General features: G+C 60.3%; 12 protein-coding genes and 1 other RNA gene. 4 read left to right on the top strand and 9 right to left on the bottom strand.

The features are described 5' to 3' along the window. Positions 1-307: 307 nt before the first annotated feature. Together rnpB and rsmI are read right to left on the bottom strand one after the other, a co-directional pair. Positions 308-661, bottom strand: an RNA gene (gene rnpB, locus C5F71_RS07310) — RNase P RNA component class A. 95 nt (positions 662-756) lie between these two features. Continuing rightward, positions 757-1629 carry a 16S rRNA (cytidine(1402)-2'-O)-methyltransferase gene (gene rsmI / locus C5F71_RS07315; RefSeq protein WP_029297815.1) on the bottom strand — a complete coding sequence of 291 codons (873 nt, stop codon included), beginning with the start codon at positions 1627-1629 and terminating at the stop codon, positions 757-759. A 219-nt stretch (positions 1630-1848) separates the two neighbouring features. Between rsmI and C5F71_RS07320 the strand changes: the two genes are divergently transcribed. The 4 genes from C5F71_RS07320 to C5F71_RS07335 all read left to right on the top strand — a co-directional run bounded on the left by C5F71_RS07320 (position 1849) and on the right by C5F71_RS07335 (position 5307). Beyond that, positions 1849-3660, top strand: a complete 1812-nt coding sequence (locus C5F71_RS07320) for a penicillin-binding protein activator (RefSeq protein WP_104910895.1) — start codon at positions 1849-1851, stop codon at positions 3658-3660. Further along, positions 3660-4031, top strand: a complete 372-nt coding sequence (locus tag C5F71_RS07325; protein WP_029297812.1) for a YraN family protein — start codon at positions 3660-3662, stop codon at positions 4029-4031. Before C5F71_RS07320 ends, C5F71_RS07325 begins: the two co-directional genes overlap by 1 nt. Positions 4032-4135: 104 nt before the next feature. Continuing rightward, entirely contained in the window at positions 4136-4729 is a 594-nt protein-coding gene (locus C5F71_RS07330; RefSeq protein WP_003171862.1) for a phosphoheptose isomerase, read from the top strand. Then, the gene (locus C5F71_RS07335; protein WP_029297811.1) at positions 4726-5307 is read left to right on the top strand and encodes a BON domain-containing protein; all 582 of its coding nucleotides are present in this window, start codon (positions 4726-4728) and stop codon (positions 5305-5307) included. Before C5F71_RS07330 ends, C5F71_RS07335 begins: the two co-directional genes overlap by 4 nt. Before the next feature lie 68 nt (positions 5308-5375). On the opposite strand, the gene C5F71_RS07340 is transcribed toward C5F71_RS07335, so the two are convergent. The 7 genes from C5F71_RS07340 to C5F71_RS07370 all read right to left on the bottom strand — a co-directional run bounded on the left by C5F71_RS07340 (position 5376) and on the right by C5F71_RS07370 (position 17501). Continuing rightward, positions 5376-6137, bottom strand: coding sequence for an OmpA family protein (locus C5F71_RS07340; RefSeq protein ID WP_029297808.1), 762 nt, complete (start codon positions 6135-6137; stop codon positions 5376-5378). Between the two features lie 166 nt (positions 6138-6303). Beyond that, positions 6304-6948 carry an MBL fold metallo-hydrolase gene (locus tag C5F71_RS07345; protein ID WP_029297806.1) on the bottom strand — a complete coding sequence of 215 codons (645 nt, stop codon included), beginning with the start codon at positions 6946-6948 and terminating at the stop codon, positions 6304-6306. Between the two features lie 12 nt (positions 6949-6960). After that, positions 6961-9150 carry an OsmC domain/YcaO domain-containing protein gene (locus C5F71_RS07350; protein WP_104910896.1) on the bottom strand — a complete coding sequence of 730 codons (2190 nt, stop codon included), beginning with the start codon at positions 9148-9150 and terminating at the stop codon, positions 6961-6963. A 72-nt stretch (positions 9151-9222) separates the two neighbouring features. After that, on the bottom strand, positions 9223-11958 hold the full coding sequence (locus tag C5F71_RS07355; RefSeq protein WP_104910897.1) for a LuxR C-terminal-related transcriptional regulator: 2736 nt from the start codon (positions 11956-11958) through the stop codon (positions 9223-9225). A 257-nt stretch (positions 11959-12215) separates the two neighbouring features. Next, complete coding sequence (locus tag C5F71_RS07360) at positions 12216-13580, bottom strand: DUF1329 domain-containing protein (protein WP_029297800.1); 1365 nt, start codon at positions 13578-13580, stop codon at positions 12216-12218. Between the two features lie 28 nt (positions 13581-13608). Further along, positions 13609-15483: a DUF1302 domain-containing protein gene (locus C5F71_RS07365; protein WP_092238225.1), complete on the bottom strand. Its 1875-nt coding sequence runs from the start codon at positions 15481-15483 to the stop codon at positions 13609-13611. Between the two features lie 335 nt (positions 15484-15818). Then, on the bottom strand, positions 15819-17501 hold the full coding sequence (locus C5F71_RS07370) for a fatty acid--CoA ligase (RefSeq protein WP_092238228.1): 1683 nt from the start codon (positions 17499-17501) through the stop codon (positions 15819-15821). Positions 17502-17511 lie beyond the last annotated feature (10 nt).

The following is a 17511-nucleotide window of genomic DNA, read 5'->3' on the forward strand; positions in this document are numbered from 1 at the left end:
TTGTGCCACTTTCCGCCACTTGCGCACACTATAGGAATGCGCCCACCACACCGTCAAGGCGCGGATTAAAGGAAAAGCCTTACAGAACGGAGATTTAGGAGCGCAAAAGGAGGAGAAACGAGAGTTCGGTGATGTTTTTGACTCAACAACCCCAAATAGCTCAAAGAGCTAGAGCCTGAACTTAAAGTAATTTATTAAGAGTAAGATTTTTTCGGTATTACGAAGACGCATCTGCCAATGATTTGGCAGGGAGGGATTCTTGCGTTACTACCTGGTTTCTGCCCGAGACTCGCGCAGAAGGAAAAAGGTGGAGAGTCGATCTATAAGCCGGGTTCTGTCTTGAACAGTCATTCGTCTACGATGGCCATCACTGGACATCTTTAGCAACCTACCCGGTTCCAGCGCGGGCCACGCCTTGGAACCCTATTTGGTCTTGCTCCAAGTGGGGTTTACCTAGCCACGAACTGTTGCCAGTCGTGCGGTGCGCTCTTACCGCACCTTTTCACCCTTACCGGCACCGAAGTGCTTAGGCGGTTATTTTCTGTGGCACTTTCCGTAGGCTCACGCCCCCCAGGCATTACCTGGCACTTCGCCCTATGGAGCCCGGACTTTCCTCCCCCCCCTAATTTTCATAGAGGGCAGCGACTGTCCAATCGACTCTCCGCCGCGAAGGTTAACGGCACGGCGGCCTTAGAACAAGTATTAAAAGACAGCATTGCCATCATGTTCCGACGTCGTGCACGTTAAACCCAGGAACTATTCGCTCTTTTGCTTATCAAGCGCGGCCTGATACAACACGTTCTTGCGCACTCCGGTTATTTCCGCCGCCAGGGCCGCGGCACGCTTGAGGGGCATCTCCTTGAGCAACAGGTCCAGCACGCGCATGGCTTCGCTACCCACCGCGTCTTCGCTTTGCGGTGCCGTCCAACCCGCAACCAGTACCACGCACTCGCCACGCTGCTGATTGCTGTCACCCTCGACAAAGGCGCGCAACGCTTCCAGAGGCAGACCCTTGAGGGTTTCAAAGGTCTTGGTCAGTTCCCGCGCCAGCAGCGCCAGGCGCTCGCCACCGAAGACCAGTTCCATGTCTTGCAGGCACTCAAGGATACGGTGCGGTGCTTCGTAGAAGATCAGGGTGCGCGGCTCTTCCTTCAATAACTCCAGGCGCGCCCGCCGCCCCACGGCCTTGGCCGGCAGGAAACCTTCGAAGATAAAGCGGTCGGACGGCAGGCCCGCCGCCGACAACGCGGCAATCAACGCGCACGCACCGGGAACCGGGACTACATTGATACCAGCGGCACGTGCCTGGCGCACCAGGTGGTAGCCAGGGTCGGAGATCAGCGGCGTACCAGCGTCGGAAATCAACGCCACGTCGTCGCCCGCAAGCAGGCGGGTAATAAAGCGGCTGCCTTCGTCGCGCTCGTTATGTTCATGGCAGGCGGCCAATGGCGTGGCAATACCAAAATGCTGCATCAAGCGCAGGGAGTGCCGGGTGTCTTCGGCAGCAATCAATTTGACGTCACGCAACACTTTCAGCGCCCGTGCACTGATGTCGTCCAGGTTGCCAATGGGCGTCGCCACCACAAAAAGCGAGCCAGCAGTGGAATTCAAAGGACCTGGAGCAGTCAAAGCGCACACCTCGAAGATTGGCAAAAGCCATATTGTAGCGCGTAGACGTCAAGAAAATGCGCCGACGAGGTTGCGTCCAGAAGGTCTGTTTGCGGCGGTTACCGACGCCCTGCAACATTTAAACGATCTAAATAGACGGTTTCACGCCACTAACATCGCGCCCCGGCCAGTGCTTGGGTACAATTCCACGCTAATTTGATCGGTATCAGGAACACTTACATGATCGCTTGCCTGCGGCTGTTCTCTGCCCTTTGCCTGGCTGCCCTGTTGGCGGCTTGCGCAAGCTCGCCCTCGTCAAGCCTTGGCGAACTCCCACGGACCCCGGATGCCACCATCGAGCAACTGCTCGAACAGGCGACTTCGGCCAAGACCCCGGAAAAAGCTGCACTGCTGCGCCTGAGCGCGGCAGACATGGCCTTTCACCAGAACAACCCCGGCCGCTCTGCGCAGATCCTCGCGCAAGTGCCATTGGACAGCCTCAAGCCGGCCGCCCAGGTCTTTGCCAGCACCCTCACGGCAGAACTGGCCATGACCCGCAACCAGCCGAAGGCTGCGTTGACGGCGCTGGGCCATCCAAGCCTGCAAAACCTCAAGGAATTGCCGCCGGAGCAACAGATCCGCACTGGCACCGTGCATGCTCGTGCCTATGAAGCCGACGGCCAGACCCTGGCCGCCGCCCGTGAACGCGTAGCCATGGCGCCGCTACTCACCGGCGATGCCGCCGCCAGCAACCACGACGCCATCTGGAGCCTGATTGCCGCCGTGCCTGGCGAGCAGTTGCAAGCCAGTGGCAACCCGACTCTCGATGGCTGGATCACCCTGGCGCAGGCCGTGAAAAACGCCGGCACCCTGGAGCAGCAGCAAGCCGCCATCGACACCTGGCGCGCGCAGAACCCTGCGCACCCGGCTGCGGTGCAACTGCCGACGCCGCTGACCAAGCTCAAGGAGCTGGCCAGCCAGCCGCTGAATAAAATCGCCCTGCTGCTACCCCAGCAAGGCCCGCTGGCCAGCGTGGCCAAGGCCCTGCGCGAAGGTTTCATGGCTGCTCACTACCAGGCGCAACAGGCCGGGCAGAAGCCGCCGGTCATCGAGGTCTATGACAGCTCGCGCGTCAGCTCCATTGATGAGTTCTACAAGCAGGCCCAGGCTGACGGCGTGCAATTGGTTGTCGGCCCACTGGAAAAACCGCTGGTCAAGCAACTCAGCGCCCGCCCGCAATTGCCTATCACCACCCTGGCCCTGAACTACAGCGAAGGCGACCAAGGCTCGGCCCAACTGTTCCAGTTCGGCCTCGCGGCCGAGGACGAAGCCCGTGAAGTGTCGCGCCGCGCCCGCGCTGACGGCCTGCACCGCGCCGCTGCCATGGTGCCCAAAGGCGAATGGGGCGAGCGCGTGTTCAAGGCCTTCCGCCAGGACTGGGAAGCCAACGGCGGCACCCTGATCGGCGTCGAATATGTCGACCAGCCGGTGGCCCTGGCCCAGCAAATCGCCGACCTGTTCAAGCTGCGCCAGAGCGAAGGTCGCGCCAAGAGCCTGCAAAGCACGGTTGGCGCTGACGTCGCGGCACAGCCATCGCGTCGCCAGGATATCGAGTTCATCTTCCTCGCTGTGACACCGCAACAGGCCCAGCAGATCAAGCCGACGCTGAACTTCCAGTACGCGGGTGATGTGCCGGTGTACGCCACGTCCCACGTGTTCAGCGCCAGCGGCGACAAGAACCAGTACAACGACATGAACGGCATTATGTTCTGCGAGACGCCGTGGCTGCTCAACACCACCGACCCGCTGCGCAACCAGGTCGCTACACAATGGCCACAAGCCAATGGCAGCCTGGGCCGCCTGTACGCGATGGGTGTTGATGCCTACCGCCTGGCGCCGCGCCTGGGTCAGCTCAAGGCGCTGCCTGATACCCGTATCGAAGGTCTTTCCGGCAACCTGGGCATGAGCCCGAGCCAGCGGATCGAACGCCAGATGCCGTGGGCCAAGTTTGTCAGTGGCCAGATCGAACGCCTGCCCGATACCCCGCGCTGATGCCCCCACGCTCCAGCGCACAAAGCGGCAAGGACGCCGAACAACAAGCACTTGAACACCTGCAACAACAGGGTCTGCGCCTACTGGCGCAGAACTGGTTGTGTAAACGCGGCGAGCTTGATCTGGTCATGCTTGACGGCGATACAGTAGTATTTGTCGAAGTCCGCTACAGAAAATACGCACAATGGGGTGGCGCACTCGCCAGTATCGACGAGCGCAAACGCCAAAAGCTGATACTCGCCGCGCAGTTTTTCCTGCTCAGTGAACGTCGCTGGGCTGACTCACCCTGCCGTTTCGATGTGGTCGCCATAGAAAGCACCGCCCACGGAACCGCTGATCTGAACTGGCTGCGCAACGCCTTCGATGGTTGAGCGCCACCGCTACGGATCGGACATCTTCACCGCACACTTTTGCTCTTTGCTTTGCGGGCTGCACATTCGTGTGCCATACAGCCGCGCTACTTAAGGTCACACAGATGGACATGCAATCCCGAATTCGCCAGCTTTTCCAGGCCAGTATCGATACCAAGCAACAGGCGATGGACGTACTTGCACCGCACATCGAGCAAGCCAGCCAGGTCATGGTCAACGCCCTGCTCAACGAAGGCAAAATGCTTTCGTGCGGCAACGGTGGTTCGGCCGGCGACGCCCAGCATTTCTCTTCGGAGCTGCTCAACCGCTTTGAGCGCGAGCGCCCGAGCTTGCCGGCGATCGCACTGACCACCGACTCGTCGACGATCACCTCGATCGCCAACGACTACAGCTACAACGAAATCTTTTCCAAACAAATCCGTGCCCTCGGCCAACCGGGCGATGTGCTGCTGGCTATTTCAACCAGCGGCAACTCGGCGAACATTATTCAAGCGATCCAGGCCGCACATGATCGCGAAATGATTGTCGTAGCATTGACCGGGCGCGACGGCGGCGGCATGGCCTCGCTGCTATTGCCTGAAGATGTGGAAATCCGCGTCCCGGCCAATGTCACTGCACGTATTCAGGAAGTCCATCTGCTGACGATCCACTGCCTGTGCGATCTGATCGACAGCCAACTGTTCGGGAGTGAAGAATGACCGTTAACCGCCTCAGCCTTATGGCCATCACGCTGTGCCTCGCTATCAGCGGCTGCACCTCGGCCATTACTGCCACCCGCGACACACCGATCCAGGACGACCGGGGCACACGCACCTTTGGCAGCAAGATCGATGACTCGCTGATCGAAACCAAGGTCGGCGTCAACGTGGCCAAGGCCGCGCCCGACCTGGGCAACGGTGCATCGCGCATTGTCGTGACCAGCTTCAACGGCATCGTGCTACTCGCCGGGCAAACCCCGCGCGCCGACCTCAAGACCCAGGCTGAACAAGCCGCCTCGACCGTACAACGGGTCAAGAAGGTCCACAACGAATTGCAGGTCGCACAACCCATCACCCTGCTGGCTATCAGCAACGATGCGGTGCTGACCACCAAGATCAAGGCGCAGATGCTGACCGACAGCGCGATTCCCGGCTCTCGGATCAAGGTCGTGACCGACAACGGCATCGTCTACCTGATGGGCCTGTTGACCCAGCAGGAGGCCACCCGCGCTACCAACCTGGTACAGGGTGTGTCCGGAGTACAGAAAATCGTGAAGCTGTTCGAATACATCGACTGATGTAATCACCAGCCACAAAAAAGGGCGCCGTGCATTGACTGCACGGCGCCCTTTTTTGTGGCTGGTGGTTACTGGTACTGCTGGTACGGATTGCCCTGGAACTGGTTGTTCTGCTGCTGTTGCTGCGCCGGCTGGCCATACTGCTGACCGGGAATCGGACCGAGGTTGACCTCCACGCGACGGTTCTGCGCGCGACCATTGACGTCGGCGTTGCTGGCAATCGGGTTATCCGGGCCGGCACCACGGGTGGTCAGATTGGTCGGGCTGACACCTTGGGAGGTCAGGTAATTGGCCACGCTTTGCGCACGACGCTGGGACAGGTCCATATTGAGCTGGCGACTGCCGGTGCTGTCGGTATAACCGACGATCTGGATGGTGTTCTGATTGAACTGCTTGAGCGAACCGGCCAGGTTATTCAGGGGGGTATAGAAGCTGCTGGCGATAGCATCGGAGTTGGTGGCAAACGTGATGTTACCCGGCATGATCAACTTGATCTGATCACCCTGGCGTTGCACCTCGACGCCGGTGTTGGCCATGCTTTCGCGCAGTTTCTTTTCCTGCTGGTCAGCGTAATAGCCATAACCCGCAGCACCGATACCCGCCACTGCTGCGCCGATCAGCGCGCCCTTGCCACGGTTGTTATGGTCAATGGCCGCACCGGCCAGCGCACCCGCCAGCGCGCCGAGGCCGCCGTACTTGGCGGTTTTGCTCATGCCTTGTGAACCGTTGTCCGCCTGTCCCTGGCTGCCATCGTAAGGATTAGGGGAAGCACAGCCCGACAATAGGGCTACCGCGGTAGCAACAACAAGCAGACGACGCGAAGTGAACATGAAGGAAGCTCCTACTTTTGCATTCTGTGATGCAGAGGACATTGGCAATGGACCTGTGCCGAGTTTGGAACGCGACAAACGGCAAAAATTCCATGACCGGCCTCTGTCCTGTAACAAAAGATGGAGGCCGGTGCAGCTACCTAAACCCTAGCAGAGCCTCGCGATTTCACGCCCTGACGAACGGATTCTCACGCATTTCATCCCCCAGGCGTGTATCCGGGCCATGCCCCGTCACCACGGTCGCGTCTTCGTCCAGGGTATACAGGCGCTGCTGGATCGAACGCACGATGGTTGCCTGGTCGCCACCCCACAAATCCGTACGCCCTACCCCGCGCCGGAACAGCGTATCCCCGGCGATCAGCAGCTTGGCATCGGCAAACCAGAAACTCATGGAACCCGGCGTATGCCCAGGCGTGTGCAAAGCCACGCCACAGCCACAGGCCAGCTCCTCATCATCGGCCAGCCAACGATCCGGCGACGGCACCGGGGTGTAGGGCACACCGAACATCTGGCACTGCATTTCCAGGTTATCCCACAGGAACTGATCTTCCTTGTGCAGGTGCAGCGTGGCGCCGGTCTTTTCTTTCAATTGGCCGGAAGCCAGGAAGTGATCCAGGTGCGCATGGGTATGAATGATGCTCACCACCTTCAAGCCCAGCGCATCCAGGCGCGCCAGGATCAGCTCATGGTTGCCGCCCGGATCGACCACGATCGCCTTCTTGCTGATCGGGTCGCCGATGATCGTGCAGTTGCACTGCAACGGGCCGACGGGAAAGGTTTCGCGGATCAGTCGGGGAGTTGTCGCGTGCATAAGTAATCCCTTCTAGCTGTTGGCCCGTGCGGCGTGCAGTTTCTTGTAGCTGTCGATCAACCGCAGGTGTCGGTCCAGGCCTTCGAGCTTCATGCTGGTCGGCGTCAAGCCATGGAACCGCACGCTGCCCTGCACCGAACCGATGGCCGCATCCATGCGCTCGTTGCCAAACATCCGGCGGAAGTTGGCCTCGTAGTCTTCCAACTCCAGGTCTTCGTCCAGTTGCATCTCCAGCACCGCATTCACCGCCTGGTAGAACAGGCCGCGCTCGACGGTGTTGTCGTTGTATTGCAGGAACATCTCCACCGCCTCTTTCGCCTCTTCATACTGCTGCAGGGCGAGATAGATCAACAGCTTCAACTCCAGGATGGTCAACTGGCCCCATGCGGTGTTGTCGTCGAACTCGATGCCGATCAGGGTGGTGATATCGGTGTAGTCATCCAGCTCGCTTTCCACCAGGCGCTCGACCAGCGCTTGCAGGCCTTCCTCATCCAGGCTGTGCACGTTCAGGATATCGGCGCGGAAGAACAACGCCTTGTTGGTGTTATCCCAGATCAGGTCGTCAACCGGATAGATTTCCGAATAGTCCGGCACCAGGATGCGGCAGGCCTTGGCGCCGATATGCTCGTAGACCGCCATATAGACCTGCTTGCCCATGCCTTCGAGAATGCCGAACAACGTGGCGGCCTCTTCGGCGTTGGAGTCTTCGCCCTGGCCAGAGAAGTCCCATTCCACAAATTCGTAATCGGACTTGGCACTGAAGAAGCGCCACGACACCACGCCACTGGAGTCGATGAAGTGTTCGACAAAGTTGTTCGGCTCGGTGACCGCATGACCTTCGAAGGTCGGCTGCGGCAAGTCGTTCAGGCCTTCGAAACTGCGGCCCTGGAGCAGCTCGGTCAAGCTGCGCTCCAGCGCCACTTCCAGGCTTGGGTGGGCACCGAACGAGGCAAACACCCCACCGGTACGCGGGTTCATCAGGGTCACGCACATCACCGGGAATTCGCCGCCCAGGGAGGCGTCCTTGACCAGCACCGGGAACCCCTGTTCTTCCAGGGCCTGGATACCGGCGAGGATGCCCGGGTATTTGGCCAGCACGTGGGCCGGGACATCCGGCAGGGCGAATTCGCCTTCGATGATTTCGCGTTTCACCGCGCGCTCGAAGATCTCCGACAGGCACTGCACCTGGGCTTCGGCCAGGGTGTTACCGGCACTCATGCCGTTGCTCAGGTACAGGTTTTCGATCAGGTTGGAGGGGAAATACACCACCTCGCCGTCCGACTGACGCACGAACGGCAGCGAGACGATGCCACGCTCCTCGTTGCCGGAGTTGGTGTCGATCAGGTGCGAACCACGCAATTCGCCATCGCGGTTGTAGATCTTCAGGCAGTACTCGTCGAGGATCTCAGGCGGCAGCGCATCTTTGCGGCCCGGCTTGAACCAGCGCTCGTCCGGGTAATGCACAAACGCCGCGTTGGCGATGTCTTCGCCCCAGAACTGGTCGTTGTAGAAGAAGTTGCAGTTCAGGCGTTCGATAAACTCGCCCAGGGCCGATGCCAGTGCGCCTTCCTTGGTCGCGCCCTTGCCGTTGGTAAAGCACATCGGCGAATGGGCATCGCGGATATGCAGCGACCAGACATTGGGCACGATATTGCGCCACGAGGCGATTTCAATCTTCATGCCCAGGCCCGCCAGAATCGCCGACATGTTGGCGATGGTCTGCTCCAGCGGCAGGTCCTTGCCTGCGATATAGGTGCCCGCGTCTGAAGCAGAAGCCGGCATCAACAATGCCTGGGCGTCGGCGTCGAGGTTTTCCACCTCTTCGATGACAAACTCAGGCCCGGCCTGGACCACCTTCTTCACCGTGCAGCGATCAATGGAGCGCAGGATGCCTTGGCGATCCTTGTCGGAAATATCCGCGGGCAACTCGACCTGAATCTTGAAGATCTGGTTGTAGCGGTTTTCCGGGTCGACAATGTTGTTCTGCGACAGGCGGATGTTGTCGGTGGGGATATTGCGCGTGCTGCAGTACAACTTCACAAAGTAAGCCGCGCACAACGCCGACGAAGCCAGGAAGTAGTCGAACGGACCGGGGGCCGAGCCATCGCCCTTGTAGCGAATCGGCTGGTCGGCCACCACGGTGAAGTCATCGAACTTGGCTTCAAGCCGGAGGTTGTCGAGAAAATTGACCTTGATTTCCATGCGGGATTACCAGAATAGCGGAGCAAACGAATTGGCCGCCATTATCCGGCTTTTGCAGCGCAAGTCTCCCCCTTACCCCAACAACCCCATCTCCTGTGCCCGCGCGACCGCCTGAGTGCGGCGCTCGACCCCCAGTTTGCTGTTGATATGACTGGCGTGGGTCTTGACGGTGTGCAGCGAGATAAACAGCTGGTTGCTGATTTCCTGGTTGGAGCACCCTTGGGCGATCAACTGCAGCACCGCCAACTCACGGGCGCTCAAGGTTTCGCTGGAGTGGCTGGTTTCGACCGGCTCACGCGGGGCAACCGCCGGCAGCAGGGCCCACAGGTTTTGCCGTAGCAAGTCACGCGGCGCCTGGAGTTGCTCGCGCATCCACTCGGGATAACGCTCCAACAGGCGCTGGAAGGGTTGCAACGCGCCGCCGCTCGCCATTTGCAGAGCCCGGGCAAAAACCGGCCGAGCTGACGCTGCCTGGCCATCATCCAGCAACAACAAGGTGTGCTGGTTCAGAGCCATCACCGCGATCATCTGCTGGCCCTTGCCTTCAGCCTGCCGGGCGAGCGCATCGAGCCGACGCAGGGCGCTTTCGGAGTGACCACGAATGGCCTCCAGGGCCGCCTGTTGCAATTCGATATGTTGCGGCAGATGTGGATGAAACTCCGGGGCCGCCGCTGCCTGGTCGCCGTTATAGGTCTGCCCCAGGCGTACCAGCCAGGCATCGGCCAGGTCAGTACGGCCCTGGGCCAGCCACAACTCGCATTTGATCAGGGTAATCATGGCCAGGTAGTAAATCGGCGGCACATCCCAGATATGCATCAGCCGCTCGGCTTCGGCCAGTTCGGCAAAGGCCTTGGGGAAGTCGCCACGGCGCCCCTCAAGGTTGGCGATGACACAGTGGCCGATCAGCACGCTGATATCCCGGCAGGCGCGGGCCTCGGCAAGCCCCGCGCGCAGGCGCAACAGGCCGGCTTCGGGCTGGCAACGCATCAACAACAGGAACCCTTCGTACAGCGCAAGCCGCGCGCGCACCGCATACAGGCGCTGGGACGCCAGGCCCTGCAAGCGTTGCAGGCCGTCACGCACTTCCTCCAGGGAACGCAGGATTTCCCCGCGCGCCTGCAGCACCCGCGCCCGGTCGTAATGGGCCAGGGCCTCGAACAGCGGGTTGCCGACGCGTTGCGCCAGCTCCAGGGATTCGCGATTCAAGCCCCGCGCGCGCCACAGGTCGGCATCGACGATGGCCAGGTTCGACAAGGTCGACAGGCACATCAAGCGCTGGCCGTAACGCTTGTGCGGCAGGCTTTCCAGGGCTTCGCTGCAATACAACTGGGTCAACTCGCGATTGCCGCGCCCCCGGGCAATGATGCCGCTGAGGGCCAGCCATTGGGCAAGCATCGACTTCTGCGCCGTGGCGGACGGTGCCGGCAAGAACCGGCTGAGATGGCTGGACAATTCCTCTGCGGCGTCCAACTGACAGGCCAGCCCCAGTGCCCAGCTGTAGAGCACGATCAGGCGTGGCGTGCTGATCAACAGGCTGTCGGGCAAGTCCATCTTCCAGCGCAGGAGCATGCCGACGTTCTGTTCGGCCAGCAGTTGCTCTTCGGAGAGGTTCTGCACCAGGTTCGCCGCTACATCCAGATGCCCCGCGCGCAGCGCCTGTTCGACCGCCTCATCGAGCAAGCCCTGGGCATTGAACCAGCGACAAGCGCGCAAGTGCAGGCTGGCGGCCGGCAGCATCGCGTTCGGTGAGCGCCGGGTGCGCAGCAAATCGGAAAACAGGTGGTGATAGCGATACCAGTGGCCCTGCTCGTCCAGCGGCACCAGGAACACTTGGTGGGCTTGCAGGTAACGCAGGATCTCCGCACTGTCATGGGCCTCGCGCACGGCGTCGCACAGCTCGCTGCAAAAACGCTCCTGGGAAGCGGTGTCATAGAGGAAGGCCTGGACCTCCGGCGGCAGGCAGTCGATCACCTCTTCCAGCAGATAGTCACGGATCAGCCCTTCCCCACCATGCAGGCCTTGGGGCAGGTCGGCCTCACTGCCGGCTTCGGAGGCCGCCAGCAACCAAAAACGCAGGCCGGCAACCCAGCCTTCGCTACGGCGGATCAGGTTGTCCAGTGCCTCACCGCGCAACGAGCTGCTATGGCGGTCGAGCAAGGCCAGGGATTCATCGTTGGTCAGGCGCAGGTCCTGTTCGTGCAACTCCAGCAAATGCCGGGACAAACGCAACCGCGCCAGATGCCAATCGGGACGCTGGCGGCTGGTGACCAGCACCAACAAGCCATCGGGCAAATGGTTGAGAAAAAACTGCAGGCAGCGATCCAGCACCGGGCCCTGGGCCAGGTGATAGTCATCCAGCACCAGCAACAAGGGCGCGCGGGTGGAAAGGCAGACGGTCAGTTCATCGAGCAGGCCATCGAGCCACTCTTCAAAGGCAAACGGTTGATGGCGCTGGCGCATTTTCAACAGGCCCAGGGCCTGGTTGCCTACCTGCGGGTAATACTGTTGCAGACCTTCCAGCAGACGCTCAAGGAAACGTCCCGGATCACTGTCCCGCGAACTGAGACCCAGCCACAGGCTTTGCCAGTGATCGGGCAGGCTTTGGCAAAACTCCACCGCCAGCGAGCTTTTGCCAAACCCGGCTGGCGCGCTGACTAGCAGCAAACGGCCATCCAGGCCCGCGCTCAAACGCTCGCACAGGCGCGGGCGCAGCACATAGCCATCAGGCAGCGGGGGTCGATAGAAGCGCCCTTCCAGCGTGGGGATTACCGCACTGGCAGGCCCTTGGATTCGGGACAGATCAGTCATCGCCGGGCTCTTGTAGTAGGCTGTGGTCGGCATTGCAGATGTCGGCAGACTAGCGTTAAAAGCGGCAGCTTTGTAGATCTTTGCAACATTTGTATGAAAAAGACTACAACAAGAAATAACCAGCGATGTTCAGGTCCCCCAAACAAATGTAGGAGCTGACTTGCCTGCGATTGCATCGCCTCGGTATGTCAGATAGACCGAGGTGATGCCATCGCTGGCAAGCCAGCTCCTACAGAGGCCAACGTGTTTACTGCACGTTAGCGAACACCCTCTTGACGCAGGGCTGCCGGGGTGAAGTCTTTGGTGGTGGCCGTAAAGCCGAAGTCATAGGCCTTCTTCTCTTCGTTCTTCATGCCCAGTGCCAGGTAACGGCCGGACTGCAGGTCGTAGAGGGTTTCGAGGGCGTACCACGGCACTTGCTTGTCGTAGTAGTTCTCGCCATGGGCTTCGGCCACGCGCCACAGTTGGCCACGACCGTCGTAGTGGTCGATCACGGCTGCTTGCCAGGTGTCTTCGTCGATATAGAAGTCACGTTTGGCGTAGATATGACGCTGGCCTTCCTTCAGGGTCGCGACCACGTGCCAGACGCGGCGCAGTTCATAACGTGCCAGGTCCTGGTTGATGTGGCCGGCCTTGATGATGTCGGCGTACTTGAGCTTCGGATCGTCGAGCTTGTAGCTGTTGGAGGCGATGTAGATTTCCTTCTTGCCTTCCAGCTTCCAGTCGTAACGATCCGGCGCGCCGTTGTACATGTCGAGGTTGTCGGAGGTACGCAGGCCATCGGCAGCGGTACCCGGCCCGTCATAGGACACTTGCGGTGCACGACGCACACGGCGCTGGCCGGCGTTGTAGACCCATGCCGCGCGTGGCTCCTTCACCTGGTCCAGGGTCTCGTGTACCAGCAATACGCCACCGGCCAGACGCGCCGGTGCAGTCACTTGCTGCTTGAAGTAGAACAGGATGTTGCCCGGATTGGCCGGATCGTAGTCCTTCATCTTGTCGCGGAACACGAACTGATCCTGGAAGTACACCAGGCTGTACGAGCCGTTGGCCTGCGGCGTGGCCTGGGTCACCAGGCGCGTCACGCTGCCGCCGCGATAACGGGTGATGTGGTTCCAGATCACCTCGACCCCGCTTTTAGGGATTGGGAACGGAATCGCAGTCTCGAAGTTTTCCAGGCCGTTACCGCCACCTACCAGGTTGGTGCTGGTGGCGTTTTTCTTGATGGAGGCGAACACTTCGGCTGGCACTGTGGCGCCGCGATGGGTGGTGTACACCGGCATCTTGAAGGTTTCGGGGTAGCGCTTGAACATCGCGTACTGCCCCGGCGCCAGCTTGTCTTTGTACTGCTCGACGTTCTGCGCGGTGATGGTGAACTGCGGTTGCTCGCTGGCATAGGGGTTGGCCAGGAAGCCCTTGGCATCCACGGCGCCGGCGTTGGTTGGCAGGGCTTTCCAGGCGGGGATGGTGCCGGCAGCGTTGCCGGCCATTTCCGCGCCCATCGGGGTCAGCGTGGTGCCCAGCTTGGCGGCTTCATCCGCCGAGACGGCCGCCATGACGCTGCTGGCCATGATCGACAGTCCCAGCACACCCACGTGCAACAGACTTTTGGTTATTTTCATGTTCTGGTCTTCCTGAAATGCAGTGTGCTTAGAAGTTCGCGCCGAAACTCAGGGCCACGAAATCGCGGTCAACCGAGGTGTTGTAGTCGCCACCAAAGAAGTTGGTGTAGGCCAGGCTCGCGGTGTAGGTGTTCTGGTATTCCGCGTCCAGCCCCAGGCTCACCGCTTTGCGACCTTCTTCGAAGTTGCCGCCAGGACCTGGCGAGTAACCGTTCACGTCATGGGACCACGCCACGTTAGGCTTGAGGTTCACACCAGCGAAGACATCCGGGTATTCCCAGATCGCACGACCGCGGTAGCCCCAGGAAGTGGCGGTGGTGAAGCCGTCGTTGTTGCAATTGGCGGTACGGTTGCTGGCATCGGTGCCAGGCCCGGCGCCGGCGATGGTGCCGGAGTTAAGCGTTGCACAGAGGGCGCCTTGCCCTGGGCCATACACCGGGTCACGCCCGTAACGCGCTTTGTTACTGCTTTCCAGGCCACCGACATGGGTCACACCCACTTCACCGACCAACGTCAAGCGACTTGCTCCCATCACTTGATCGAAGAAGTGCGTGAAGGTCGTCTGGAACTGGGTAACTTCCTTACGCCGGTAGCCGTTCAGATCCTGGTCAGCAGAGCCTTTGAGTGGCGAAGCCGCCCCCAGGCCCAACAGCGGTGTTACGCCCGCATACAGAATATCGGTGGTATTGAGTTGCACCGGCGCATTCGGCCGATAGCTCAACTCACCGCTCCATGCGGTCCCTGTTGCCAGTGTGGTGGAGAAGCTCAAGCCATACAGCCGGATGTCCTCCGGGTACTCGACAAAGTAGCTGGAGTTGCCGGCCACAATCAGAGGACGCAACTGACTGGCACCGGGCACAGTCGTCAACGCGTTAGCGGCCGCGTAGGTCGCCGCAGAGGCGCCCCGGGCGCTGAAAATCGGCGCGCGGCTGTGATAGTTCATGAAGTAAGCACCGAACTCAGTGTCCAGCGGCTCAAAGTTGTAGTGCATGGCCACGCCGAACTGACCGCTGTCGCGTGCATCGCGATCAGGGCCACGCTTGACCAGTACACCCTCTTCATTGATGTTCACGCCAAACGCGTTCATCAACGGCAAGCCACCGCCCGCCGCGACCACTGAACGCTTGCTGAGCAAGCGCAAGTTGTCGCTGCAGCCGTCGGCAATCACATCGGGCTGGGAGAAGAATGTGCCGCAGTTGTCGGTGATCGTCTGGTCCCATTCCAATTGATAGAAGGCTTCTGCCGACAGGTTATCGGTCAAGGATTGCGACACGTAGAACATGTTGACCGGAATCAGGCCTTCCTTGATTTCGGCGCCCGGGCGACGGAACGCAGACACGTCGATCGGGTTGACGGAGTTGATACCGCCGCCGATGAAAGTACTTTCACCCCAGCTCACGACTTGCTTACCAAAGCGCACCGAACCCGGCGCATCGGCAATGGAGTAGTTGTGGTAGATGAACGCATCGAGGATCTGCCCGCCAGAAGACTTGGCGCCCTCTTTGCGGTTGTGATCGCTGATGTCCTTGAACTCGCGGCTCTCATCCTTGAGTTCAAAGTCATACCAATACTTGCCACGCACAAACACACCGGTATCGCCGTACTTCAGTTCCAGGTCATGGATACCCTTGAAAATCTTCGAGAACGTCTCCCCACGCTTGAAGTTCAAGTGACCGTCATCGGAGGTCTGCGACAGGCCCTTGCCACCGTTGTTGACACCAATCAGGTCGCGATCGGGCTTGGCCGTGCTCCAGCTGGCCCCCACCGACAGGGATGAGTCGAAGCTGCCTTCGACTTCACCGATGTTGAAACTGACGCCGAATGCGGGCCCGGCGAGGGTCGAGGCAAGACTGACCGCCAGGGGCAATCTCGCCCGGCGCCAGAACTGATTTACTGAGGTCATCGACGCTACTCCATGTGCATTTTATTGTTATGGCAGTGAGCCTTTTCAAACACGCTTGTAACGGCCGGAATACAACGATTCCAATGCCAGACAGCCGCCGTACCACCCAGGACCGCAGCGCCGCATCCTTGAAAAACTCTGGGAGGGACTATAGCCAGCAGGGGGTATCGCTTGATCCCTCTAAAGTGTGATTTGCATCACCAACCCGTCTGCAACAGCCCTTTCGCCATGTCAGCGAAGGCTGACGCGAGAGAGGATGGCTCAAATCTGGGAAATGACAAGGCGAAGGCTTGTGATAGAGCATTGCCGTGCCCGAACGGGCACGGCGCAAAGGGTCAGAGCGTGGAGAGGAAGGTGCTGTTATTGGCCTGCCATTCGACGATGTCGATACGGATACGCTTCTTGTCCAGCTTGCCGACGCTGGTCTTGGGAATTTCCGTAACAATGGCAATCTGACTGGGGATTGCCCACTTGCTCAAGTGGCCCTGCTCGACATACGGCTTGAGGTGTTCCTTGAGTTCACGGGCGCCAATCCCATGCCCTTCACGGACCACCAACAGCGCAAACGGGCGCTCGCCCCACTGCGGGTCGGCAATCCCCACCACCGCTACTTCGCGTACCGCCGGGTGACGGCTGACCAGGTCTTCGAGGGCCAGGGACGAAATCCACTCGCCGCCAGTCTTGATCACGTCCTTGATGCGATCACGAATATCGATCACACCAAAGGCATCCAGGGTGGCCACGTCGCCCGTGTGCATCCAGCCGCCTTCCCATAGCTCGGCGCCCTTCTGCGGCTCGTTGAAATAGCCTTCGCTGAGCCACGGCGCACGCAGCACCAGTTCGCCCTGGGACTCGCCATCGGCCGGCAGGAAGTTGCCAGCCCCGTCGATGATCGCAGCTTCCACCAACGGCCCGGGCACACCGGCCTTGATCCGATAGGTCGTGCGCTCGTCTTCGCTGCCGGCCATCAGTTCTTCATTGAGATGGGCACAGGACACCAGCGGCCCGGTCTCGGACATGCCATAAGCTGCGGTCAACTGGATGCCACGGGCCTTGGCCGCTTCATACAACGAACGGTTGAGTGCGCTGCCACCAATCACGATTTTCCAGCCGCCAAAATCCACGCCTTGGGCGGCCTTGGCGTTAAGCACCATCTGCAGGATGGTCGGCACGCAGTGGGAGAACGTGACCTTTTCCTTGCGCCACAACTCCACCAGGTATTCCGGGTCGTAGCGGCCCGGGTAGACCTGCTTCAGGCCGAGCATGGTCGCCACATAGGGCAAGCCCCAGGCGTGCACATGGAACATCGGCGTAATCGGCATGTACACGTCGTTGGTGCCGAGCAGGCGCACGCTGTCGACGCTGCCCATGATGGTCGCCACGCCGATGGTGTGCAGCACCAGCTGACGATGGGTGAAATACACACCCTTGGGGTTACCGGTGGTGCCGGTGGTGTAGAAGGTGGTGGCCACCGAATGCTCGTCGAAGTCCTCGAAGGTGTATTGAGGACTGGCGGCGGCCAACAGGGTTTCGTACTCACCCACCAGGTTGGGCAGGTCGGCGGTTTTCTCGTCGCCATCGGTCAACAGCAAGGTCTTGTCGACCGTGGTCAACTGCCCGGCAATGGCCTGGTACAGCCCGACGAACTCACTGTTGACCAGCACAAAGCGGTCTTCCGCGTGGTTCATCGTGTAGAGGATCTGCTCCGGCGACAGGCGCACGTTAATGGTGTGGATCACCGCGCCAATCATCGGGATGGCGAACATGCACTCCAGGTAACGGTGGCTGTCCCAGTCCATCACGGCCACGGTATCACCGGCCTTGACCCCGGCTGCGGTCAGCACGTTGGCCAGGCGGGCGACACGTTCGATCAGGGTCGGGTAGGTGTAGCGCAGCTTGTCGCGGTAGACGATTTCCCGGGTTTTCTCGTAGCGGGCACCCGACATCAACAGGCGCTTGATCAACAGCGGGTATTGGTAGGCGCCTTCTGCGGGCGGGATAACACGAGTCTGCAACATACGAATCCCT

The organism is Pseudomonas sp. LG1D9 (assembly GCF_002949995.1).
GTDB lineage: Bacteria > Pseudomonadota > Gammaproteobacteria > Pseudomonadales > Pseudomonadaceae > Aquipseudomonas > Aquipseudomonas proteolytica.

What these genes read in the sequence shown, in the direction of transcription:
- C5F71_RS07320 (WP_104910895.1), top strand. Translation starts at nt 1,849, where the DNA reads ATGATCGCTTGCCTGCGGCTGTTCTCTGCCCTTTGCCTGGCTGCCCTG.
- C5F71_RS07325 (WP_029297812.1), top strand. Translation starts at nt 3,660, where the DNA reads ATGCCCCCACGCTCCAGCGCACAAAGCGGCAAGGACGCCGAACAACAA.
- C5F71_RS07330 (WP_003171862.1), top strand. Translation starts at nt 4,136, where the DNA reads ATGGACATGCAATCCCGAATTCGCCAGCTTTTCCAGGCCAGTATCGAT.
- C5F71_RS07335 (WP_029297811.1), top strand. Translation starts at nt 4,726, where the DNA reads ATGACCGTTAACCGCCTCAGCCTTATGGCCATCACGCTGTGCCTCGCT.
- C5F71_RS07340 (WP_029297808.1), bottom strand. Translation starts at nt 6,137, where the DNA reads ATGTTCACTTCGCGTCGTCTGCTTGTTGTTGCTACCGCGGTAGCCCTA.
- C5F71_RS07345 (WP_029297806.1), bottom strand. Translation starts at nt 6,948, where the DNA reads ATGCACGCGACAACTCCCCGACTGATCCGCGAAACCTTTCCCGTCGGC.
- C5F71_RS07350 (WP_104910896.1), bottom strand. Translation starts at nt 9,150, where the DNA reads ATGGAAATCAAGGTCAATTTTCTCGACAACCTCCGGCTTGAAGCCAAG.
- C5F71_RS07355 (WP_104910897.1), bottom strand. Translation starts at nt 11,958, where the DNA reads ATGACTGATCTGTCCCGAATCCAAGGGCCTGCCAGTGCGGTAATCCCC.
- C5F71_RS07360 (WP_029297800.1), bottom strand. Translation starts at nt 13,580, where the DNA reads ATGAAAATAACCAAAAGTCTGTTGCACGTGGGTGTGCTGGGACTGTCG.
- C5F71_RS07365 (WP_092238225.1), bottom strand. Translation starts at nt 15,483, where the DNA reads ATGACCTCAGTAAATCAGTTCTGGCGCCGGGCGAGATTGCCCCTGGCG.
- C5F71_RS07370 (WP_092238228.1), bottom strand. Translation starts at nt 17,501, where the DNA reads ATGTTGCAGACTCGTGTTATCCCGCCCGCAGAAGGCGCCTACCAATAC.